The 22,456-nt window shown below is 72.3% G+C and carries 20 protein-coding genes; 13 read left to right on the forward strand and 7 right to left on the reverse strand.

What is annotated here, in order from left to right; translation table 11 throughout:
- Nucleotides 1–4: 4 nt before the first annotated feature.
- Entirely contained in the window at nt 5–2,008 is a 2,004-nt protein-coding gene (locus ENE75_RS15020; RefSeq protein WP_199232311.1) for a TRAP transporter permease, read from the forward strand.
- Nucleotides 2,001–3,578, forward strand: a complete 1,578-nt coding sequence (locus ENE75_RS15025) for an acetolactate synthase large subunit (protein ID WP_233259096.1) — start codon at nt 2,001–2,003, stop codon at nt 3,576–3,578. Before ENE75_RS15020 ends, ENE75_RS15025 begins: the two co-directional genes overlap by 8 nt.
- A gap of 36 nt (nt 3,579–3,614) precedes the next feature.
- Here the strand turns inward: ENE75_RS15025 and ENE75_RS15030 are convergent, their stop codons facing one another.
- Genes ENE75_RS15030 through ENE75_RS15045 form a run of 4 tightly spaced genes read right to left on the reverse strand, consistent with a single transcriptional unit; the run spans nt 3,615 to nt 7,618 of the window.
- Nucleotides 3,615–4,652: a VWA domain-containing protein gene (locus ENE75_RS15030; protein WP_128199115.1), complete on the reverse strand. Its 1,038-nt coding sequence runs from the start codon at nt 4,650–4,652 to the stop codon at nt 3,615–3,617.
- Entirely contained in the window at nt 4,649–5,650 is a 1,002-nt protein-coding gene (locus ENE75_RS15035) for a DUF58 domain-containing protein (RefSeq protein WP_375138495.1), read from the reverse strand. Before ENE75_RS15035 ends, ENE75_RS15030 begins: the two co-directional genes overlap by 4 nt.
- Nucleotides 5,650–6,645, reverse strand: a complete 996-nt coding sequence (locus ENE75_RS15040; RefSeq protein ID WP_233259097.1) for an AAA family ATPase — start codon at nt 6,643–6,645, stop codon at nt 5,650–5,652. The genes ENE75_RS15035 and ENE75_RS15040 overlap by 1 nt, the downstream gene beginning before the upstream one ends.
- Nucleotides 6,646–6,664: 19 nt before the next feature.
- Nucleotides 6,665–7,618, reverse strand: coding sequence for a S1C family serine protease (locus ENE75_RS15045; protein ID WP_128199117.1), 954 nt, complete (start codon nt 7,616–7,618; stop codon nt 6,665–6,667).
- 103 nt (nt 7,619–7,721) lie between these two features.
- On the opposite strand from ENE75_RS15045, the gene ENE75_RS15050 reads away from it, so the two are divergent.
- The 10 genes from ENE75_RS15050 to ENE75_RS15095 all read left to right on the forward strand — a co-directional run bounded on the left by ENE75_RS15050 (nt 7,722) and on the right by ENE75_RS15095 (nt 18,693).
- Complete coding sequence (locus ENE75_RS15050) at nt 7,722–8,558, forward strand: TatD family hydrolase (protein ID WP_128199118.1); 837 nt, start codon at nt 7,722–7,724, stop codon at nt 8,556–8,558.
- On the forward strand, nt 8,555–9,070 hold the full coding sequence (locus ENE75_RS15055; RefSeq protein WP_128199119.1) for a DNA-deoxyinosine glycosylase: 516 nt from the start codon (nt 8,555–8,557) through the stop codon (nt 9,068–9,070). The genes ENE75_RS15050 and ENE75_RS15055 overlap by 4 nt, the downstream gene beginning before the upstream one ends.
- Nucleotides 9,060–9,824 (forward strand): class I SAM-dependent methyltransferase, encoded by a 765-nt coding sequence (locus ENE75_RS15060; protein ID WP_128199120.1) that lies wholly within the window; start codon nt 9,060–9,062, stop codon nt 9,822–9,824. The genes ENE75_RS15055 and ENE75_RS15060 overlap by 11 nt, the downstream gene beginning before the upstream one ends.
- The gene (locus ENE75_RS15065) at nt 9,821–11,626 is read left to right on the forward strand and encodes a GspE/PulE family protein (protein WP_128199121.1); all 1,806 of its coding nucleotides are present in this window, start codon (nt 9,821–9,823) and stop codon (nt 11,624–11,626) included. The genes ENE75_RS15060 and ENE75_RS15065 overlap by 4 nt, the downstream gene beginning before the upstream one ends.
- A gap of 84 nt (nt 11,627–11,710) precedes the next feature.
- A complete protein-coding gene (locus ENE75_RS15070) occupies nt 11,711–12,172 on the forward strand; it encodes a tripartite tricarboxylate transporter TctB family protein (protein ID WP_128199122.1) in 462 nt (153 codons plus the stop codon).
- 13 nt (nt 12,173–12,185) lie between these two features.
- Nucleotides 12,186–13,691 carry a tripartite tricarboxylate transporter permease gene (locus ENE75_RS15075; protein WP_128199123.1) on the forward strand — a complete coding sequence of 502 codons (1,506 nt, stop codon included), beginning with the start codon at nt 12,186–12,188 and terminating at the stop codon, nt 13,689–13,691.
- Nucleotides 13,692–13,761: 70 nt separating this feature from the next.
- A complete protein-coding gene (locus ENE75_RS15080) occupies nt 13,762–15,375 on the forward strand; it encodes an MFS transporter (RefSeq protein WP_233259098.1) in 1,614 nt (537 codons plus the stop codon).
- 491 nt (nt 15,376–15,866) lie between these two features.
- A complete protein-coding gene (locus tag ENE75_RS15085) occupies nt 15,867–16,997 on the forward strand; it encodes an NAD(P)/FAD-dependent oxidoreductase (RefSeq protein ID WP_128199124.1) in 1,131 nt (376 codons plus the stop codon).
- A complete protein-coding gene (locus tag ENE75_RS15090; RefSeq protein WP_128199125.1) occupies nt 16,994–17,875 on the forward strand; it encodes a DMT family transporter in 882 nt (293 codons plus the stop codon). The genes ENE75_RS15085 and ENE75_RS15090 overlap by 4 nt, the downstream gene beginning before the upstream one ends.
- Before the next feature lie 29 nt (nt 17,876–17,904).
- The gene (locus ENE75_RS15095) at nt 17,905–18,693 is read left to right on the forward strand and encodes an SDR family oxidoreductase (protein WP_128199126.1); all 789 of its coding nucleotides are present in this window, start codon (nt 17,905–17,907) and stop codon (nt 18,691–18,693) included.
- Here ENE75_RS15095 and ENE75_RS15100 read toward each other — a convergent pair.
- The 3 genes from ENE75_RS15100 to ENE75_RS15110 are packed head-to-tail and all read right to left on the reverse strand — an operon-like array spanning nt 18,687 to nt 20,928.
- The gene (locus ENE75_RS15100; protein WP_128199127.1) at nt 18,687–19,649 is read right to left on the reverse strand and encodes a sugar kinase; all 963 of its coding nucleotides are present in this window, start codon (nt 19,647–19,649) and stop codon (nt 18,687–18,689) included. The genes ENE75_RS15095 and ENE75_RS15100 overlap by 7 nt on opposite strands.
- Before the next feature lie 14 nt (nt 19,650–19,663).
- A complete protein-coding gene (locus ENE75_RS15105) occupies nt 19,664–20,608 on the reverse strand; it encodes a DMT family transporter (protein WP_128199128.1) in 945 nt (314 codons plus the stop codon).
- On the reverse strand, nt 20,605–20,928 hold the full coding sequence (locus tag ENE75_RS15110; protein WP_128199129.1) for a DUF2007 domain-containing protein: 324 nt from the start codon (nt 20,926–20,928) through the stop codon (nt 20,605–20,607). Before ENE75_RS15110 ends, ENE75_RS15105 begins: the two co-directional genes overlap by 4 nt.
- 154 nt (nt 20,929–21,082) lie before the next feature.
- On the opposite strand from ENE75_RS15110, the gene ENE75_RS15115 reads away from it, so the two are divergent.
- On the forward strand, nt 21,083–22,072 hold the full coding sequence (locus tag ENE75_RS15115; RefSeq protein WP_128199130.1) for a quinone oxidoreductase family protein: 990 nt from the start codon (nt 21,083–21,085) through the stop codon (nt 22,070–22,072).
- The last annotated feature ends 384 nt before the right edge of the window (nt 22,073–22,456 follow it).

Raw genomic sequence — 22,456 nt, forward strand, 5'->3', positions numbered from 1 at the left:
GCGCGTGACCGCTGCCCCTGAGCCGCCACCGCCCGCCGAACCGGCGCAGGCGGCGGGTGGCGAGCGGCGGCACCGCACGCTGTCGGCCCCATGGCGCGCCTGGATCGCGTTGTCGGGGCTGGCGGCCATTGCGCTGGCGCTGAACAAGCTGCTCAACCTCGGCTTCTTCGCCGGGGTGACGCTGCTGGACAACGCCTACCTCTACCTGCTGTGTGCGCTGCTGGTGGGCACGGTGTTCCTGTTCCTGCCGGCGTCGCCGCGCGCGCGGCAGGTGGGCGTGCCGGGGTACGACCTGCTGCTGTACCTGGCCAGTTGGGGCGTGTTCGCCTACTTCGCGTTCAACGCCGGCCGCATCCTGGAGGAAGCCTGGGAGTTCATGGCGCCCACCGCCGCGGTGTGGGTGGCCGGCCTGGGCTGGCTGCTGCTGCTGGAGGCCACGCGCCGCGCCGGCGGCACGGCGGTGTTCGTGGTGGTGGCGGTGATCTCGCTGTACCCGGTGTTCGCCGGCCACATGCCAGGGCCCATCGCCGGCCTGCCGCAGCCGCTGAACACCGCGGCGGCCTACCACTTCACCAGCAGCGAGAGCGTGCTGGGCATCCCCACGCGCGCCTTCGGCGAGCTGGTCATCGGCTTCGTGATGTTCGGCGCCGTGCTGCAGTACACCGGCGCGGCCGCCTTCTTCAACAACCTGGCCTTTGCGCTCTTCGGCGTCGTGCGCGGCGGGCCGGCCAAGGTGTCGATCTTCGCCAGCGGGCTGATGGGCTCGGTCTCGGGCAGCGTGGTCTCCAACGTGCTGACCACCGGCGTGGTGACCATTCCCGCGATGAAGCGCACCGGCTTCCCGCCCGCCTACGCCGCCGGGGTGGAGGCCTGCGCCAGCACCGGCGGCGTGCTGATGCCGCCCATCATGGGCGCCACCGCCTTCGTGATGGCCAGCTTCCTGGGCATCCCGTACAGCGCGGTGGTGCTGGCGGCGCTGGTGCCGTCGCTGCTGTTCTATTTTGGCCTGTTCGTGCAGATCGACGGCTTCGCCGCGCGGCGCGGCCTGCGCGGCCTGCCGCGTGCGGAACTGCCATCGGTGGCGCGCACCTTCGCCGAAGGCTGGCAGTACGTGGCCGTGTTCGTGCTGCTGGTGTGGCTGCTGCTGGTGCTGCAGCAGGAGGCCATCGCGCCCTTCTACGCCACCGCGCTGCTGCTGGTCATCAACCAGGCCTGGCGGCGCCACCGCCTGGGCTGGAAGCAGCTGATGGCGCTGGCCGAGGGCGTGAGCAAGTCGCTGGCCGAACTGGCGGCGCTGCTGGCCGGGGTGGGGCTGATCATCGGCGCGCTGTCGGTCACCGGGCTGGCGGGCACGCTGGCCAACGACCTCGTCTTCCTGGCCGGCAACAACGTCTACGTGCTGCTGGTGATGGGCGCGCTGACCAGCTTCGTGTTCGGCATGGGCATGACGATCACGGCCTGCTACATCTTCCTGGCCATCGTGCTCGCACCGCCGCTGGTCAAGGCCGGCTTCGACCCGGTGGCGGTGCACCTGTTCATGATGTACTGGGGCATGGTGTCATTCATCACGCCGCCGGTGTCGCTGGCCTCCTTCGTGGCCGCGGGCGTGGCCGGCGCGCGGCCGGTGGAGGTGGGCCTGCGCTCGATGCGCCTGGGCAGCACCATGTACTTCGTGCCCTTCTTCTTCGTGCTCAACCCGGCACTGATCCTGCGCGGCTCGCCGCTGGACATCGTGGTCGTCGTGGCCACTGCGGTGCTGGGCATCTGGCTGATCGGCTCGGCGCTCGAGGGCTGGCTCACCGGGTTCGGGCGCCTGGGGGAGGGCGCCGCCGGTGTCGCGGCGCGCGTGCTGCTGTTCGCCGCCGGGCTGGGCATGGCGCTGCCCGGCGGCGGCGACCTGGGGCTGTCGCACCTGCAGCTGTCGCTGGCCAGCGTGCTGCTGGCCGCCGGGGCCCTGGGCCTCGCGGCGTTCACCCGCCCGCGATCTGCGGGACACACGCATGCCTGACCCCACCCCGATGGTCACCCCGATGAACGGCGCCGAGTCGCTGGTGCAGACGCTGGCCCACAGCGGCGTGGACCTGTGCTTCACCAACCCCGGCACCTCGGAGATGCATTTCGTGGCGGCGCTGGACCGCCTGCCCGGCGTGCGCTGCGTGCTCGGCCTCTTCGAGGGTGTGTGCACCGGCGCCGCCGACGGCTACTGGCGCATGGCGCGCCAACCCGCGGCCACCCTGCTGCACCTGGGACCGGGACTGGGCAACGGCTGGGCCAACCTGCACAACGCGCGCAAGGCACGGTCCGGCATCCTCAACATCGTCGGCGACCACGCGCTCGAGCACCTGCGCTTCGAGTCGCCACTGAAGTCGGACCTAGACGGCGTGGCCGGCTCGGTGTCGCACTGGGTCCGCCATGCACGCAGTGCGGCGGAGGTCGGCGCCGATGCTGCTGCCGCCGTGGCCGCCACGCGCGATGGTGCGCTGGGCTGCATCGCCACGCTGGCGCTGCCGGCCGACACCGCCTGGGGCGCCGGCGGCGTGCCGCAACGCGCACCTGCCGCACCGCCAGCCGCGCCCGTGGCGGGCGAGGCCGTGGACGCCGCGGCGCGCACGCTGCGTGCCCTCGGGTCGCGCGCGGTGCTGCTGCTGGGGGCCGGCGGCAGCGCCAGCGAAGCGGCGTTGCATGCTGCCGCCGCCATCGCCGCCGCCACCGGGTGCCGGGTGCTGGCCGAGTTCTACAACCCGCGCATGCCCGGCGGCCGGGGTCGGCCGCGCATCGAGCGCCTGCCGTATGCCGGCGACGCGGCGCGCCAGAAGCTCTCGGGCGCGGAAGTGCTGGTGCTGGCCGGCAGCGTCGAGCCCATCGGCTTCTTCGCCTACCCGGGCAAGGCGTCCCAGCTCAAGCCCGAGGGCTGCGCGCTGCAGACCCTGGCCACGCCGCAGCAGGACGTGCCGGCGGCGCTGCAGGCCCTGGCCGAGGCGCTTCAGGCGCCGTCCGCGCCGCATGCGGATCCGGCGCCTCTGGGGGTACCCTCGGGGCCGCTGACGCCGGAATCGATCGCCGCGGCCATCGCCGCGGCCCTGCCGGCGCAGGCGGTGGTGGTGGACGAGGCGGTGACCACCGGGCGCGGCTTCGGTCCGGCGATGGCGGCGGCCGCGCCGCACGACTGGCTGCAGGGCATGGGCGGGGCCATCGGCTACGGCCTGCCGTGTGCCGTGGGTGCTGCGCTCGGGGCGCCCGGCCGGCCGGTGCTGACGCTGGAGGGCGACGGCAGCGCCATGTACACGCTGCAGGCGCTGTGGACGATGGCACGCGAGTCGCTGCCCATCGGGGTGGTGGTCTTCGCCAACCGCGCCTACCGCATCCTGCAGGGTGAACTGCAAGGCGTCGGCGCCCGCATGAGCGGCCCCAAGGCGGCGGCGATGCTGAGCCTGGACCACCCGGCCCTGGACTGGGTGGCGCTGGCCAAGGGGCAGGGCGTGCCGGGTTGCCGGGTCGACGACGCGGCGGCGCTGTGCGACGCCCTGAAGCGCGGCTATGCGGCCGGTGGGCCGTTCCTCATCGAAGTGCCGTGTTGAGGGTGGTGTGACGGCGCGAAATGCCGCCGCAGGCCGTCAGGCCACGCGCCCGAACCACAGCACCGACAGCCCGGCCGACACCAGCGCCAGCAGTGCGCCCAGCGCGGCGAACAGCGCGGTGACCTCGGTCTCCTTGCGCTCCACCACCAGCTTGGCCGACAGCGATTCGTAGACCTTCATCAGGTCTTCCGCGGTGCCGGCGTAGAAGTACTCGCCCAGGGTGCGCGATGACACTTCCTTCAGCGTCGCCTCGTCCAGCCGCACGCGCATGCTCCAGCCCTCGAAGCCGATGACCTCGCCCTGCGTGGTGCCCACGCCCACGGTGTAGACGCGCACGCCGCGCTCGGCCGCCATCTTGGCCGCGTCCAGCGGGTCGGGCCCGGTGGTGCGCTGGCCGTCGGTGAGCATGATGATGGCGGCGGAGTTGTACGAGCCCGGTTCCACCGGCGTGAACTTGGGCTTGGCCGGGTCGTCGCCGATGGGGTTGCTGCCCGGGAACTTGCGCTGGCCGGTGATGTGCTGGATCTCGATGTCGTGCTCGGGGAACAGCGTGGCCAGCGACAGGATGATGCCGCTGCCGGTGGCGGTGGCGCGCTGCAGCTGGAAACGGTCGATCGCGGCGACGATGTCCTCGCGGCTGGTGGTGGGTGCCTGCACCACCGCGGCCGTGCCGGCAAAAGAGACGATGCCCACTTTCACGTCACGCGGCAGGGCGTTGACGAAGGCCTTGGCCGCCTCCTGTGACGCCACCAGGCGGTTGGGCTTGACGTCCTCGGCGCGCATGCTGCCCGACACGTCCATGGCCAGCATGATGGTGCGCTGCGACAGCGGCAGCGTGATCACCGCCATCGGCCGCGCACTGGCCAGCAGCAGCACACCCAGGGCGCCCAGCATCAGCAGCGGCGGCACGTGGCGGCGCCAGCCGGGGCCGGCGCCCAGCGCGGCCTTGGCGATGGCCACGCTGGCCAGGCGCACCGTGGTGCGCTTGCGCCGCCGCAGCAGCCAGACGTAGAGCAGGACGAGCAGCGGCAGCAGCAGCAGCGTCCAGAGCAGGGTGGGCCATTGGAAACTCATGCCGCTTCTCCTTGCATCGCGGCCGAAGACGACAGGGGCGCGAGGTGCGCGCCAGGGCCGAACGCGCGGCGCCGCCGCAGGTCGGCAAAGCGCAGCAGCGCGTCGAGTAGGTCGTCGTCGGTGGCCAGTTCCAGCAGGTCGACGCCGGCGCGCCCCAGCGCGTCGGCCAGTTCGGCTTCGGCCGCTTCGGCCAGCGCGGCGTAGCGCGCGCGGAAGGCCGGGTCGGTGGCGTCGACGAACAGCTGTTCGCCGGTCTCGGCGTCCTCCAGCGTGACCAGGCCGACGTCCGGCAGGGCCATCTCCGCCGGGTCGAACAGGCGCACGGCCACCACGTCGTGCCGGCGCGCTAGGCGGCCCAGGGCCTCGTCCCAGCCCGGGGCGCTGATGAAATCCGAGACCACGAAGACCAGCGATCGCCGCTGCAGCACGCCTTCGGCGGTGCGCAGCAGATCGAACAAGGCGGTGCCGGCGCCGCCGGCCTTGGTGGAGGCCTTGGCCGCCGGTCGCTGCATGCGCGCCAGCAGTTCCAGCACGTGGGTGCGTGACGCGCCCGGGCGCAGCAGGCCGTCCACGCCGGGCTCGCCGCCGCCGTAGAAGAGGGCGCCGACGCGGTTGCCGTGGCGCGTGACCACGCGCGCCAGTGCGGTCACGAAGCCGGCCGAGACCGCCAGCTTGCTCACGTCGCCGCTGCCGAAGTGCACGCTGCCGGAGAGGTCCAGCAGGAACCATGCGGTGAGGTCGCGGTCCTCGTGGAACTGGCGCACGTGCGGCTGCTGCAGGCGGGCGGTGACGTTCCAGTCGATGTGGCGCACGTCGTCACCGTACTGGTACTCGCGCAGGTCGGCCAGGTCCACGCCGGTGCCGCGCAGCAGGGTGCGGTAGTCGCCCTGCAGCAGGCCGTCCAGGCGCTTGAGCACGGTCCACTCCAGGCGCCGCAGCAGCGCCTCTGCACCGGCAGGCGCGGCCGGTCGGGACTCGCCTGGACGTCGGCCCTGCATCATGCGGTGGCCGTCGCCTGAGGGTGCGCCAGCGGCTTGTCGGGCACCGCGATCTTCTTCATCACGCGCTGCACCAGGTCGTCGGACGACAGGCCCTCGGCCAGCGCCTCGTAGGAGGGCACCAGGCGGTGGCGCAGCACGTCGGGCACCAGGTCCACCATGTCCTCGGGCAGGGCGTAGGGCCGGCCGCGCAGCAGGGCCAGGGCCTTGGCGCCTTCGATCAGGCCGATGGTGGCGCGAGGGCTGGCGCCGTAGGTCAGGTACTTCTCCAGCTCCGGCAGGCCGTACTTGCCCGGCCGCCGCGTGGCGCTGACCAGCTTGACGGCGTACTGCATCAGCGACGGGTCCACGTACACCGCGCGGCACTGCGTCTGCAGCGCCTGCAGCTGCGCCGTGTCGGCCACGGTGGCCACGCTCACCGGCGCACCGGTGACGCGCTCGGCGATCACGAACTCCTCTTCCTCGCTGGGGTAGTCCACCAGCACCTTCATCATGAAGCGGTCCACCTGCGCCTCGGGCAGGGGGTAGGTGCCTTCGGTCTCGATCGGGTTCTGCGTGGCCATCACGACGAAGGGCGCCGGCACGCGGTGTGTCTCGCCGGCGATCGTGACCTGGTGCTCCTGCATCACCTCCAGCAGGGCGCTCTGCACCTTGGCCGGCGCGCGGTTGATCTCGTCGGCCAGCAGCAGGTTGGCAAACACCGGGCCCAGGCTGGTGCCGAACTCGCCGCTCTTCTGGTTGAAGATGCGGGTGCCCACCAGGTCCGCCGGCACCAGGTCGGGCGTGAACTGGATGCGCTTGAAGCTGCCGCCGACGGTGCGCGCCAGCGTCTTGACCGTCAGCGTCTTGGCCAGGCCGGGCACGCCCTCGACGAGCAGGTGGCCTTCGGCCAGCAGCGCCACCAGCACGCGCTCGAGGAAGCGGTCCTGGCCCACCACCACGCGCTTGACCTCGTAGAGGATGGATTCCATCAGCTCGGCGGTCTTCTCGGTCATCGGCGATTCCTTGTGAGGGTCAGAACGGCGGCATCCCCGCCGCCTGGGCGGCGTTCTCGATCGGCACGGCGAAGCCGATGCCGATGAAGGTGCGCTGTTCGCTGGGGTTGAGGATGGCGGTGACGACGCCGACCACGTGGCCGTCCATGGTCACCAGCGGGCCGCCGGAGTTGCCGGGGTTGGCGGCGGCATCGAACTGGATCAGGTTGCTCAGCTCGCGCTGGCCCTCGGGCGAGCGGAACTCGCGCTTGAGGCCCGACACCACGCCGGCGCTGACGGAAGGCCCGATGCCGAACGGGTGGCCCACCGCGATGACCTCGTCGCCCGGGCGCAGGTCGCCAGTGGAGCGCATGGTGGCGGGCTGCAGGTCGTCGGGCAGCTGGCGGGCGCGCAGCACGGCGAGGTCGTTCTCCGGCTGCGTGCCGACCAGGTCGGCCTCGGTCTCGGTGCCGTCCCAGAAGCGCACCTTGATGCGCTTGCTACCCCAGACCACGTGCAGGTTGGTCAGGATGGTGCCGTTGTCCTGGATCACCGTGCCGGTGCCCAGGCTGCGGTCCATGGCGCGCTCCTCGGCCTTGTCCTCGCCGTCGTCCTTCTCGCTCATCAGGCCGGTGACGCGCACCACCGACGGCAGGATGGCCTCGTACGCCTTGGCGGCGGCCGAAGGCAGCGGTTCCTTCTCCAGCGACTCGCGCACCGCGGCGTCGATGTGCTCCTGCGTGATGACGCGGCCGCGGGGCTGTGCGCTCCACAGCGCCACGGCCACCGCCGAAGCCAGGGCCGCGCCCAGCAGTGCCCAGACCGGCCCCGGGTGTCGGCGCAGCCAGCGCGTCAGGCGGTTGCCCTCGGGGGCCGCCGGCGACGCCGTGGCGGGCGCCACGCCATCCGGGGCCACCGGTGCCGGCGCGGCCACCACCGGCGCCGCCGGGACTGGGCGGCGCGGTGAACGGCTGGTCAGGGGCGTGCGGCGCATCGGGGAAGCTCGTGTCCCGGCAACAGTAGCACGATGGCGCCACGCCGGCACGACGCGGGGGCGCCAATTCCCTTCACCGCGCTGTGGTGCAATGCCGGCTCGCATGTGGATCGACACGCACTGCCACCTCGACGCCCCGGAGTTCGACGCCGACCGCGACGCCGTGGTGGCCGCGGCACGCGCCGCCGGGGTGCGCATGCTGGTGCTGCCGGCCGTGCAGGCGGCCGACTTCGGGCAGGTGAAAGCCCTGGCCGCGGCACACGGCCTGGCCTACGCCCTGGGCATCCATCCGCTGTACGTCGACCGCGCGTCGGACCACGACCTCGACAGGCTGCGCGACGCGCTCGAGGCGGCCCGCGACGACCCCCGCCTGGTGGCGGTGGGCGAGATCGGCCTGGACCATTTCGTGCCCGGCCTCGACCCCGAGCGGCAGGCGCATTTCTATCGGGCGCAGTTGAAGATCGCCCGCGATGCCGGGCTGCCCGTGATCCTGCACGTGCGCCGCTCGGCCGACGCACTGCTGGCCGGGCTGCGCCGCATCGCCGTGCCCGGCGGCATCGCCCACGCCTTCAACGGCAGCCTGGCGCAGGCGCAGGCCTTTGCCACACTGGGCTTCAGGCTGGGCTTCGGCGGCGCGATGACGCACGAGCGGGCCCTTCGCATCCGCGCGCTGGCGGCCGAGCTGCCGGCCGAGGTGCCGGTGCTGGAGACCGACGCGCCCGACATCCCGCCGCAGTGGCTGTACCGCACGGCGGCCGAACGTGCCGCGGGCGCGACGCATCGCAACACGCCGGCCGAACTGCCGCGCATCGGCGCCGTGCTGGCGGCGCTGCGCGGGTGGACGCCCGCGCAGACGGCGGCGCAGACGGCGCGCAATGCCTTCGCCGCGCTGCCGCGCCTGCAGGGCCTGTGCACCGCCATGGACCTGAACGCCGCATGACGGCGGCCGCCCCGCCCCGCCTGGTCGGCCTGCCGCCGGTGATCGCCCGCCACACGCGGCTGGTCGTGCTGGGCAGCTTCCCCGGCGTGGCGTCGCTGCAGGCGCAGCAGTACTACGCCCACCCGCGCAACCACTTCTGGCCGATCCTGTCATCGCTGTGGGGGCTGGATCTACGGGTGCTGCCCTACCGCGCGCGCATCGCGGCGATGCGCGAACGCGGCCTGGGCCTGTGGGATGTCTACGCCGCCTGCCGGCGCGAAGGCAGCCTGGACAGCGCCATCGAGGCCGCCGAACCCAACGACCTGGCCAGCCTGAAGCGCCGTGCGCCGGCACTGCAGGGCGTGGCGCACAACGGCGGCGAGTCGGCGCGCGCCATGCGCGTGACGCGGGCGCTGGGCCTGCCGGTGTGGCGGCTGCCGTCCACCAGCCCGGCCAACGCCAGCTGGTCCTTCGAGCGCAAGCGTGATGTCTGGGCGGTGGTGTTTCGCGAGGCGGGCCTCGATGTCGTCTGAACTGCCCTTCACCCCGGTGACGCTGTCGGAGTTCGACGGCGTGCGCTACCTGCACCTGGACAGCATCTGGGTCCAGGGCGCGATGCGCGTGCGCCGGCCGCAGGAGGTGGTGCTGGTCTACATCCAGCGCATGCTGGCCTCGCTGCTGTGGCGGCCCACCGCAGCGCTGTCCCAGGGCCGCGCCGTGCAATTGGGGCTGGGCGCGGGGGCGCTGACCCGCTTCACCCTCAAGGCGCTGAAGCTGCCGACCACCGTGGTCGAGATCAACCCGATGGTGGTGGACGTGAACCGGCTGCGCTTCCACCTGCCGGTGGGCGACCCGAAGCTCGACGTGGTGGTGGCCGACGCCGGCGACTGGCTGGCCGCTGCCGAGCCGGGCAGCGCGAGCCTGCTGCACGTGGACCTCTACGACCACGAGGCGGCGGCGCCGGTGCTCGACGACGCCGGCTTCTATGCCGGCTGCCATCGCCTGCTGGACGAAGGCGGCGTGTTCGCGGTCAACCTCTTCGGCCGCGATGCGTCGTTCACCGACAGCGCCGCGCGCATCGCCCAGGCCTTCGGCGCTGCCAACACCTGGGTGCTGCGCGCTACGCGGGAGGGCAACACCGTGGTCGTGGCCACGCGCGGCGCCCCGTGGCCCGACCGCGACGAGCGCCTGCGCCGGGCCGATGCGATCGAAGCGTGCTTCGGCACGCTCGGCCTGCCGGCGCGCAAGTGGCTGCGCCTGATCCGGCCGTACGATCCGACGCCATGAGCAGCAGCACGCGCCGCAAGCCCGACCCCACAGCGACGTCGCCGACGCCGGCACCCCGTGGCCGGCTGGACTGGCGCCAGCTGCTGGACTGGCTGCAGGCCGACGGCTGGATCACCGCCGACGACGTGCGGCGCGTGGCCCAGCGCCTGGGCGCCGGCAGCTCCAGCCTGCACGCGCTGGTGCGCCTGGGCGGCGCGGGCCTGCAGCGCGACGGCCGTGCGCTGGACACCGAAGCCCTGACCGAGTGGCTGGCCACCCGTGCCCGGCTGCCCTACCTGCGCATCGACCCGCTGAAGGCCGACGTCGGCAAGGTGGCCGACGTGATGGCCGTGCGCTATGCCGAGACCCGGCTGGCGCTGCCGGTGACGGTGGGGGCACAGGTGGTGACGGTGGCCACGGCGGAGCCCTTCGACGTCGGCTGGGTGCCGGAGATCGAGGCCCACACGCGCCGCCGCGTGCAGCTGGTGGTGGCCAACCCGCTGGACGTGCGGCGCTATACCACCGAGTTCTATGCGCTGGCGAAGTCGGTGCGCCACGCCAGCAAGAGCGGCGAGGTCTCGCCGGCGGCCAGCTTCGAGCAGCTGGTCGAACTGGGTCGCAGCAACAAGCCGCTGGACGCCAACGACCAGGGCGTGGTGCAGGTGGTGGACTGGCTGTGGCAGTACGCGTTCGACCAGCGGGCCAGCGACATCCACCTCGAACCGCGACGCGAGATGGGCGTGATCCGCTTCCGCATCGACGGCGTGCTGCACAGCGTCTACCAGGTGCCGCTGGGCGTGATGAGCGCGATGACCGCGCGCATCAAGCTGCTGGGCCGCATGGACGTGGTCGAGCGCCGGCGCCCGCTGGACGGCCGCATCAAGACGCGCAAGCCCGACGGCGGCGAGGTGGAGATGCGCCTGTCCACCCTGCCCACCGCCTTCGGCGAGAAGATGGTGATGCGCATCTTCGACCCCGAGGCGGCGGTCAAGGACCTGGAGGCGCTGGGCTTCGGCGCCCACGACGCGGCGCGCTGGCAGGAGCTGATCGCGCGCCCGCACGGCATCGTGCTCGTCACCGGCCCCACCGGCAGCGGCAAGACGACCACGCTGTACTCCACGCTCAAGCGCCTGGCCACCGACGAGGTCAACGTCTGCACCATCGAGGACCCGATCGAAATGATCGAGCCGGCGTTCAACCAGACGCAGGTGCAGGCGGCGCTGGACCTGGACTTCGCCGCCGGCCTGCGCGCGCTGATGCGGCAGGACCCGGACATCATCATGGTCGGCGAGATCCGCGACCTGGCCACCGCCGAGATGGCCATCCAGGCCGCGCTGACCGGCCACCTCGTCTTCAGCACCCTGCACACCAACGACGCCGCCGGCGCCATCACGCGGCTGGCGGACCTGGGCGTGCCGCCGTACCTGATTTCGGCCACCGTGATCGGCGTGCTGGCGCAGCGCCTGGTGCGGGCCCTGTGCCCGGCCTGCAAGGCGCGCGACGACAGCACGCAGCGCGAGACGCTGGACGAGATCGCCCGGCCCTGGCGCTTGTCCGGCGGCGTGCGGCCCTACCGGCCGGTGGGCTGCCTGGAGTGCCGGCACACCGGCTACCGCGGCCGCGTGGGCCTGTACGAACTGCTGGTGAACACCGACGCGGCGCACGCCCACATGCATCCGTCCGTGGATGCCGCCGCGCTGCGCCGGCAGGCGGTGAAGGACGGCATGCGCCCGCTGCGCCTGGCCGGCGCGATGAAGGTCGCCGAGGGCGTGACCACGGTCGACGAGGTGCTGCGCAACACGCCCACGCTGGACGCCCGCTGAGGCTTACGTGGTTCCCACACCGGGCCCGCGAAAGCCCCCTGCCTAGAATGCGCCGCGAACGGGTCCGCACCCGGAGGAGACAGCATGAAGATCAAGAGCCAGCGCGACTTCTGGTCGGGGCTGATGTTCCTGGCCATCGGCATCGGTTTCGCCTGGGGCGCCACCAACTACAACTTCGGCAGTTCGGCGCGGCCGGGCCCGGGCTACTTTCCCTTCGGCCTGGGCATCCTCCTGGCGCTGATCGGCGCCCTGGTGCTGTTCAAGGCGCTGACCATCGAGACAGAAGGCGGCGACAAGATCGGCCCGGTCGCCTGGAAGCCGCTGAGCATCGTGCTCGGCTCGGTGGCCATCTTCGGCTTCCTGCTGCCCTGGCTGGGCATGATCCTCACGCTGCCGGTGCTCATCGTCATCTCGGCGCTGGCGGGCGACGAGTTCCACCTCGGCGAGGCGCTGGTCAACGCGGCCGTGCTCACCGTGGGCAGCTGGCTGGTCTTCATCAAGGGCCTGGGACTCGTGATCCCGCTGTGGCCGTCGTTCATCGGCTGAAGGCGGGCACACCATGGATCTGTTGAACAACCTCGCGCTGGGTTTCGGCGTCGCCTTCACGCTGCAGAACCTGGCCTACGCCTTCTTCGGCGCCGTGCTCGGCACCCTCATCGGCGTGCTGCCGGGCCTGGGTCCGGTGGCCACCATCGCCATGCTGCTGCCCAGCATCTACGCGCTGGACCCGACGCCGGCGCTGATCATGCTGGCCGGCATCTACTACGGCTCGCAGTACGGCGGCTCCACCACCGCCATCCTGATCAACGTCCCGGGCGAGTCGGCCTCGGTGGTCACGGCCATCGACGGCTACAAGATGGCACGCCAGGGCCGCGCCGGCGCAGCGCTGGCGGCTGCCGGCCTGGGCAGCTTCTTCGCCGGCAGCGTGGCCACGTTGATCCTGGCGGCGTTTGCGCCGCCGCTGACCGAGATCGCCTTCAAGTTCGGCCCCGCCGAGTACTTCAGCCTGATGGTGCTGGGCCTGATCGGCGCCGTGGTGCTGGCCTCGGGCTCGCTGATCAAGGCCATCGGCATGATCATCCTGGGCCTCCTGCTGGGGCAGATCAACACCGACGTCATCAGCGGCGTGCCACGCTACAGCTTCGACATCCCGGAGCTCACCGACGGCATCGGCTTCATCGCCATCGCGATGGGCGTGTTCGGCTTCGGCGAGATCATCGCCAACCTGGGCCAGCCGCCGGAGCACCGCGAGGTGTTCACCAAGGACGTCAAGGGCCTGTGGCCGACGAAGAAGGATTTCCAGCAGGCCTGGCCTGCGGTGCTGCGCGGCACGGCGCTGGGCTCGATCCTGGGCGTGCTGCCGGGCGGCGGCGCGCTGCTGTCGAGCTTCGCTGCCTACACGGTGGAGAAGAAGCTGGCCAAGGACGGCCAGTTCGGCAATGGCGACATCCGCGGCGTGGCCGGCCCGGAGAGCGCCAACAACGCCGGCGCGCAGACCAGCTTCATCCCGATGCTCACGCTGGGTATCCCGCCCAATGCGGTGATGGCGCTGATGGTGGGCGCGATGACGATCAAGGGCATCCAGCCCGGCCCGCAGGTGATGACGAGCAACCCGGAGCTGTTCTGGGGCCTGATCGCCAGCATGTGGATCGGCAACCTGATGCTGATCATCCTGAACCTGCCGCTGATCGGCATCTGGATCAAGCTGCTGACGGTGCCCTACCGCTTCCTGTTCCCAGCCATCCTGACCTTCTGCTGCATCGGCCTGTACACCACCAACAACAACAACTGGGACGTGTACATGGCGGTGCTGTTCGGCATCGCGGGCTACGTCTTCTACAAGCTCAGCTGCGAGCCGGCGCCGCTGCTGCTGGGTTTCATCCTCGGGCCGATGATGGAGGAGAACCTGCGCCGCGCGCTGCTGCTGTCGCGCGGCGACTGGACCACCTTCGCTACCCGGCCGCTGTCGGCCGGCCTGCTGATCGCGGCGCTGCTGATGGTCATCGTGGTCACGCTGCCGTCCATCAGCAGCCGGCGGCAGGAAGCCTTCAAGGACGCGGACTGAGCACCGGCACCCGGCCAGGCACGGGCTCCGCATGGCGGGGCCCGTTTGCTTTCCACCTTACGATCGTGTGATGAAAGCCGCCGACGTCCTGGAGTTGCCCGCGCTGCGGCCGCTGAAGGACCGGGTCTACCGCGGCCTGTGGCTGGCCTGGCTGACGGCCAACCTGACGATGTGGACGCACGACGTCGCGGCGGCCTGGCTGATGACCCAGCTGACCGACAGTGCCGTGATGGTGGCCCTGGTGCAGACGGCGTCCACGCTGCCGGTGTTCCTGCTGGGCATCGCCAGCGGCGCGATGGCCGACATCGTCGACCGCCGCCTCTGGTTCGCCGGCACCCAGGCCTGGGTCTGCGTGACGGCGCTGCTGCTGGCGCTGCTGGCGCTGGCCGACGGGCTCAATGCCCAGCTGCTGCTGGTGCTGACCTTCGTCAACGGCATCGGCCTGGCCGCGCGCTGGCCGGTCTTCAGCGCCATCGTGCCCGACGTGGTGCCCAAGCCCCACCTGCCGGCGGCGCTGGCGCTGGGCGGCATCTCGATGAACCTGTCGCGCGTGATTGGCCCGGTCATCGCCGGTGCGCTGCTGGCCAGCGCCGGCCCCGCGGTGGTGTTCGTGCTCAACGCCATGATGGCCGCGGTGGCCTTCGGGCTGATCTGGCGCTGGAAGTCCGAACCCCGGCCCAGCGCGCTGCCCGGCGAGCGCTTCGTGGGCGCCATGCGCGTGGGCCTGCAGCACGTGCGGCAGTCGCCGCGCATGCGGGTGGTGATCGCCCGCGTGTTCCTGTTCTTCCTGCAGGCCAGCGCCCTGCTGGCGCTGCTGCCGCTGATCGCGCGGTCCACCGGGCACGGTGCGGCCATGTACACGGCGATGATGTCCTGCCTGGGTGCCGGCGCCATCGCCGCGGCGCTGCAGTTCCCGCGCTGGCGCGAACGCCTCGACCGCGACCAGTTCGTGCGCTACGGCACCATGGCGCATGCCGTGCTCTCGACGCTGATCGTCTCGCTGCCCACGCCCTGGATCGTGCTGCCTGCGGTGGCGCTGCTCGGCGCGGCCTGGATCTCCACCGCCAATTCCCTGGTGCTGTCGGCGCAGCAGGCACTGCCGAACTGGGTGCGCGCGCGTGGCATGTCGATCTACCAGATGGCGCTGATGGGCGGCACCGCCATCGGCGCTGGCCTCTGGGGGCAGGTGGCGGGCTGGACAACTGTGCCCGCCGCCGTGACGGCGGCCGCACTGGCCGGCGTGATGGCGCTGTACGCCACGCGCCGATGGTCGGTGGAAGGTGGTGGCGACCCGGACCTGAGCCCGCAGCCGCCACGCGCGGTCACCGGCGTGGCGCTGGACATCGCGCCCGACGAGGGGCCGGTGATGGTGGTGATCGAGTACCTGATTGATCCCACGCGGGCCACCGAGTTCGCCCGCGTGATGCAGAGCACGCGCCGCGCGCGGCTGCGCCAGGGCGCGCTGAGCTGGGGCCTGTTCAAGGATGCCGGCGTGCCGGGGCGCTACGTGGAGTACTTCGTCGACGAGTGCTGGGTCGAACACCTGCGCCGCCACGAGCGCTTCACGGCGGCCGACGATGAACTGCGTGCGCAACGGCTGGCCTTCCACTTGGGCAGCCAGCCGCCGGCGGTGAAGCGCTACGTGGCCGAGACCCTGGCGGCCGAGCCGTCGATGCCGTTGTAGGGGAGCGCTGGATGACGGGAATCGACCCGGAGCGGAAGTTCATGTTCGAGCGCTCGTGGTCCTCGCGCGCCACCGCCGCTGCAGCAGGGCGGCGGCGTCGCCCGCGTTCTCCGGCCCACGCTCGCGGGGCGCTGCCATGGTTCATCCGCGGCCGAGGCTTCAACACCGCCAGTGGGGAGTCAGCGTCCAGGCGACCGCGAATGGGGCCTGCGCCCGCAGGCGCCACCGCCACCCTGCGACACCCGCTCGCTGTTCCCGGGGACCTACGCCGCGGCGCCGAAGAGGGCCGGGGGTTCGGGTGGGCGGGCGCAGGCCCCATTCGCGGTCGCCTCGTCGGCGACACACTGACGCCGGTGTTGAAGCCTCGTCGGCGGCACACAGCGGGCAGCGCCCCGCGAGCGTGGGCCGGAGAACGCCCGCCCGGACCCCCGGCCGCGCTGAACGGCGGCGGTGGTGGACAACCGAACCGCCGTTTTGGGACGTGATCGGACATGGAAACACTGGACACCCTCGTCATCGGCGCCGGCGTCGTCGGCCTGGCCTGCGCGCGTGCGCTCGCGCGGCAGGGCCATGAGGTGGTGGTGCTCGAGGCTGCTGATGCCATCGGCACCGGCACCAGTGCGCGCAACAGCGAGGTCATCCATGCCGGGCTGTACTACGACCCCGGGTCGTGGAAGGCGCGGCTGTGCGTGCACGGTCGCCGCCAGCTGTATGCCTACGCCGCCGAGCGTGGCATCCCGCACCGACGTTGCGGCAAGCTGATCGTGGCCACCGCGGCAGGGCAGGAATCAGGGCTGGAGGCCATCCGCAGCCGTGGTTCAGCCTGCGGTGTGGATGACCTCGCGTGGCTGACCGGCGCCCAGGCCCGGGCGTTGGAGCCTGAGTTGCAGTGCGTGGCGGCGCTGCATTCGCCCTCCACCGGCATCGTCGACAGCCATGCGCTGATGCTGGCGCTGCAGGGCGAGGCGGAGGACCACGGCGCCATGCTGGCGTTCAAGAGCCCGGTCGAGCGCATCGTCTGCGCGCCGGCCGGCGGCTTCACCGTGCACGTGGGGGGCGACGAGCCCAGCGTGGTGCAGGCGCACCGCGTCGTCAACGCCGCTGGGCTGCATGCGCAGACCGTGGCACGGCGCATCGAGGGGCTGGATGCGGCCCACGTGCCCGCGCAGCACTGGGCACGTGGCCACTATTTCGCGCTGGCTGGTCGGCCGGCGTTCCAGCGCCTGATCTACCCGCTGCCCGAACCCGGTGGTCTGGGCGTGCACCTGACGCTGGACCTGGCCGGCCAGATGCGTTTCGGCCCGGACGTGCAGTGGGTGCCGGTGACCGAGCCCGGTGCCGAGGACTACGCCGTGGACCCCGCGCGGGCGGCAGGCTTCGACGATGCGATCCGACGGTTCTGGCCAGCGCTGCCGACCGGCCGGCTGCAGCCAGCCTACGCCGGCCTGCGGCCGAAGGTCAGCGGCCCGGGCGAGCCGGCGGCGGACTTCGTGCTCAGCGGTGTGGCCGACCACGGCTGGCCGGGCCTGGTGAACCTGTTCGGCATCGAATCCCCCGGGCTCACGGCCGCCCTCGCCATCGGCGAGCAGGTGGCGCAGATGCTCCAGGACACGGACGCATGAGCCTGCCCTGGCAAGGCCTGGCGCTGGCCGCGGCCGGTTCCATCGCGTTCTCCGGCAAGGCCATCATCGTCAAGCTGGCCTACCGCTACGGCGTGGACGCGGTGACGCTGATCATGCTGCGCATGCTGTTCGCGCTGCCGCTGTTCGCGCTGCTGGCCTGGTGGGCCGGCCGCGGCAAGGCGCCGCTGACGCGCCAGGACCTGGGCGTCGTCGCCGGCCTGGGCTTCAGCGGCTACTACCTGGCCAGCTTTCTGGACTTTGCCGGGCTGGCCTACATCACCGCCAGCCTGGAGCGGCTGATCCTGTACCTCAACCCGACCATCGTGCTGGCGCTGAGCGTGCTGCTGCACCAGGCACGCGTGAAGCCGGCACAGCTGGCCGCGCTGGCCGTCAGCTACGCCGGCGTGCTGCTGGTCTTCGGCCACGAGGTCACGCTGGAGGGCGCCGACGTGGCCCTGGGCACCGGCCTGGTGTTCGCCAGCGCCGTGAGCTACGCCGTCTACCTGGTCTACAGCGGCGCCCACGTCCGGCGCCTGGGCGCGCTGCGCCTCACCGGCTGGGCCACCAGCGTGGCCTGCGTGCTGTGCATCGGGCAGTTCCTGCTGCTGCGGCCGGTGTCCACCCTGGCCACGCTGGCGCCCGAGGTGCTGTGGCTGTCGGCGCTGAACGCCGTGGCCTGCACGCTGGCGCCTGTCCTGATGGTGATGATGGCCATCGAGCGCGTCGGCCCGACGGTGACCGCGCAGACGGGCATGATCGGCCCCCTGGCGACGATCGCGCTGGGCGTGCTGGTGCTCGGCGAGCCCTTCACCGGCTGGCTGATCGCCGGCACGGTGCTGGTGCTGGCCGGCGTGTGGCTGCTGGCGCGCGCGCGCTGAACCTTCTCACGACGAACAAGGAGAACACGATGGATCTGGGCATCAAGGGCAAGTGGGCGCTGGTCTGCGCGGCGAGCAAGGGCCTCGGCCGCGGCTGTGCCGAGGCGCTGGCCGACGAGGGCGTGAACCTCGTCATCACGGCGCGTGGCGCGGAGGCGCTTGAGGCCACGGCCGCTGCGCTGCGTGCGCGCCCGGGCGCCGGCGAGGTGCGCACCGTGGCCGGCGACATCACCACCGCCGAGGGCCGCGCCGCCGCGCTGGCCGCCTGCCCGCAGGTGGACATTCTGGTCAACAACGCCGGCGGCCCGCCGCCGGGTGACTTCCGCCAGTGGGACCGCGAGACCTGGCTGAAGGCGGTGGACGCCAACATGCTCACGCCGATCGAGCTCATCAAGGCGACGGTGGACGCGATGGCCGAGCGCGGCTTCGGGCGCATCGTCAACATCACCTCGGGCGCGGTGAAGGCGCCGATCGACGTGCTGGGGTTGTCCAACGGCGCGCGCAGCGGGCTGACGGGCTTCATCGCCGGGCTGTCACGGCAGCCAGCGCTGGCCAGCCGCAACGTGACGATCAACAACCTGCTGCCCGGCGCCTTCGACACCGACCGCCTGCGCGTGACGATGCAGGGCACGGCGCAGAAGACCGGTCAGAGCCTGGACCAGGTGGCCGAGGCGCGCCGCATGCTTGCACCCGCCCGCCGCTTCGGCACCGCCGAGGAGTTCGGTGCGCTGTGCGCCTTCGTCTGCAGCGCGCAGGCCGGTTTCCTGACCGGGCAGAACCTGCTGATCGACGGCGGCGCCTACCCCGGCACCTACTGACCGGGTTCGCCGGCATCCGGCGGCACCGCCGCAAGCGCGCGGCGAACCGATTCCGCACGCGGGATCGGTTCGACTGCGCCGAAGCCTTCGGTGGACAGCGCCGCGGCCACAGCCGCGTAGCGCCCGGCGGTGGGCAGGTCGTCACCGGCCAGCCAGCGGGTGGCGAAGGCGCCGCCGAACGTGTCGCCGGCGCCGGTGGCGTCGACCGCCTGGCAGGGGTGGGGGGCGATGCGATGTCGCTGCTTGGCATCGGCCACCAGCGCGCCGTCGGCGCCGAGTTTCAACGCCACCACGCGGGCGCCCAGGCTCAGGCAGTGGTCGACGATGGCGTCGGGGTCCGTCAGCCCGGTCAATGCCGTCACGTCGTCCAGGCTGGGCAGGCACAGGTCGGCCGCGCGCATGGCTTCGGTGATGACGGCGCGCGCACGGGCCAGCGGCCAGAGCTTGCGCCGCAGGTTGGTGTCGAAGGACACCGTCACGCCGGCCTCGCGCGCGGCGGCGATGGCGGCCAGGCCGGCGTCGCAGGCGGTGGTGGAGATGCCCAGGCTGATGCCCGACAGGTGCAGCAGCCGGCAGCCCTGCAGGGCCGCCAGCGGCAGCTGTGCCGGCCCCAGCCGCGCCGCGGCCGAGCCCTGGCGGAAGAAGTGGAAGTGGTGACCCTGCGCGTCGTGGGTGACGAAGTAGACGGCCGTGTAGGCCTCGGGGTCTGTGCGCACGAAACGGTCGTCGACGCCTTCTTCGGTCCACAGTCCCCGCAGCAGCCGCCCGTACGGGTCGTCGCCCACGGCGCTGACCAGGCCGACCCGGGCGCCCTGGCGCGCCGCGGCGATGGCGAAGTTCGACACGTCGCCGCCGAAGCCTTGGCGGTAGAGCCGGCCCGAGGGGTCGCCGGCCTGGTTGAACTCGACCATGGGCTCACCCAGGGCCAGGATGTCGGGCAGCGGCCGGTCGTGCATGGCCGGGGGCGGCGTCAGCGCCGTGACGACAGCCAGATGCCGCCGACGATGCAGGCAAAGGCGATGCCGTGGTACGGGCGCGGCGGCTCACCGAGCCACAGGGCCGACAGCAGCGCCGCGAACAGCGGCGTGAGGTTGGCGAAGAATCCCGCCAGGGCCGGGCCCACGGCGGCCACGCCGATGCCCCAGCAGCGGTACGCGAGCAGCGACGGGCCGACGCCGAGGAACAGCAGCGCGGCGGCCAGTGCCCAGCCGGTGACCGGTGGCACTGCGCTGGTGGGCACGACGCCGAGCGCGGCTTCCAGCCCGGCGGCGCCGCCGGCCCACACGAGGCCGAAGATCACCTGCAGCAGCAGGAAGCCGGCCCAGTCCCAGGCCGGCCGCTGGTCGCCGGCCAGCGCGGCCGGCGGGCGCGCCAGCCGCCAGCTGTAAAGCGCCCACGACAGCGCCGCCAGCAGCATCCACAGGTCGCCCGGCACCAGCTGCAGCTGGCGCAGCGCGCCGAGGTCGCCGCGCAGCAGCACCGTGAGCACACCGAGTGCCGACAGGCCCGCGCCCAGCCACTGCGCGGGCTTGGGGTGCTCGCGGTAGAAGACCACGCCGATGGTCATCATCCACAGCGGCACGCTGGACGCGATCAGCGTCACGTTGATGGGCGAGGAGGTCTGCAGCGCCAGGTACTGCAGCGCGTTGTAGGCGCCCACGCCCAGGCCGCCCAGGAGCGCCAGCGGCTGCCAGCGGGCCAGGATCTCGCGCCGCCGCTCGCGGGTGGCGAGCACGGCCGCACCCAGCGGCAGCAGCAGCACCAGGGCCACGCTCCAGCGCAGGGCGTTGAGCGCCAGCGGCGGCAGGGTGCCGGCGAGCAGGCGGCCCATCAGCGCGTTGCCGGCCCACATCAGCGGCGGCACCAGCAGCAGGGCCGCCACGCGCAGGGTCAGCGCCGGGTGGCGGCGCGTCATCGGGCGCCGCCGGCGGCCGGCATGGGGGCGCCGCAGTTCCAGCACTGCTCGAAGGGGCCGTCGACCGACTCGCCGCAGGTGTGGCAGAGCCAGTGCCGGTCGGGCAGGCGGCGCACGGCGTCCAGCCAGTCCCGCGCCTCGTCGGCGCGTGCATCGTCCTGCACCCAGACCTCGGGCAGCGCCTGGTCGGGCGGGATCTCGCCGGCGATGCCGCTGGCATAGGCGCGCTGCACCGTGGCGGCGAAACCGCCTTCGTGCTGGAGCATGTCGGCCCACAGCGTGGCGATGGCGAGGTTGGGAGCCTGGGCGATGCGTTTCATCGGGGCCGCGATGGTGCCACGGATGACCCTGGCGCGCCGTGGCCTGCAGCTTTGCGCCGAGTGGCGTAATCTCCCGCCTCGCCGCGTGGCGGCGTGGCCTGCCCAGGCCGCCGCGCGCTGACGTCCATCACCACTGCACCAGGAGACTTCCCCCATGCCCAAGGCCATCCGCATCGACGCCTATGGCGGCCCCGAGAACATGCAGCTCGTCGACGTGGCGGTCGGCGACCCCGGCCCCGGCGAGATCCGCATCCGCCACCAGGCCGCGGGCCTGAACTTCATCGACGTCTACCAGCGCACCGGCCTGTACCCGCTGCCGCTGCCGCTGAACCTGGGCATGGAAGGCGCCGGCATCGTCGAGGCGGTGGGCGAGGGCGTGACCCACCTGAAGCCCGGCGACCGTGCCGCGTATGCCAGCAACCCGCCGGGCAGCTACAGCGAGGCGCGGGTGATGCCGGCCAAGAACGTGGTGCGCCTGCCCGACGGCATCGACTTCGAGACCGGCGCGGCGATGATGCTCAAGGGCCTGACCGCGCAGTACCTGCTGCGCCGCGTGAAGCCGGTGGAAGGCCTGGAGCCCGGCGACCATGTGCTGTTCCACGCCGCCGCCGGTGGCGTGGGCCTGATCGCCTGCCAGTGGGCCAAGGCGCTGGGGCTGCAGCTGATCGGCACCGCGGGCAGCGCGGCCAAATGCGAGCTGGCGAAGGCGCATGGCGCGGCGCACGTGATCGACTACTCGAAGGAGGACTTCGCGGCCCGCGTGAAGGAGATCACCGGCGGCAAGGGCGTGAAGGTGGTCTACGACTCGGTGGGCAAGGACACCTTCGACAAGGGTCTGGAGTGCCTGCGGCCCTTCGGCCTGATGGTGTGCTTCGGCAACGCCAGCGGCCCGGTGCCGCCGGTGAACCCGGGGATGCTGGCGGCCAAGGGTTCGCTGTACCTGACGCGGCAGACGCTGTTCACGCACATCGCCACGCGGGAGGCCACGCAGCAGATGGCCGACGAGCTGTTCGCCGTGGTGGGCGACGGGCGGGTGAAGATCCGCATCGACCAGCGCTACCCGCTGGCCGAGGCGGCACAGGCGCACCGCGATCTGGAAGCGCGCAAGACCACCGGCTGCACGGTGTTCACGATGCCGGGCTGACGCGCCGGCGGCCGCCCGCGCAGGCTCAGGCCGGGGCGCGGGCAAGCCACTCCGTGGTGGTGGTGTACGGGGGCGATGGTTCCCGCGCACGCGGGGGCGGCGTGCCGTCCTGCACGCGCCGCCATGGCGCGCGGGGCGGCGCTTCCCCGGCCGGCACAGCGGCGCCTGGCGCCGCTGGCTGCCCTGCCAGGCCCATGGCGCCGCCTGCTGCGCCCAGGTGGTCGAGCGGGCTGCGCACCGCGCCACCACCGAGCTTCGTAAGCGTCCGGCGATCCCGTCATGACGACGGGGGCGGTGGTCAGGCCGAGTCGATCGCCTGCCAGCGGTGCGGCAGCAGCTCGCCGATCCTGCTGGCGGGCTGCGTAGGCAGCCTCTCGAGCACGT

Source organism: Rubrivivax albus (assembly GCF_004016515.1).
GTDB lineage: Bacteria > Pseudomonadota > Gammaproteobacteria > Burkholderiales > Burkholderiaceae_C > Rubrivivax > Rubrivivax albus.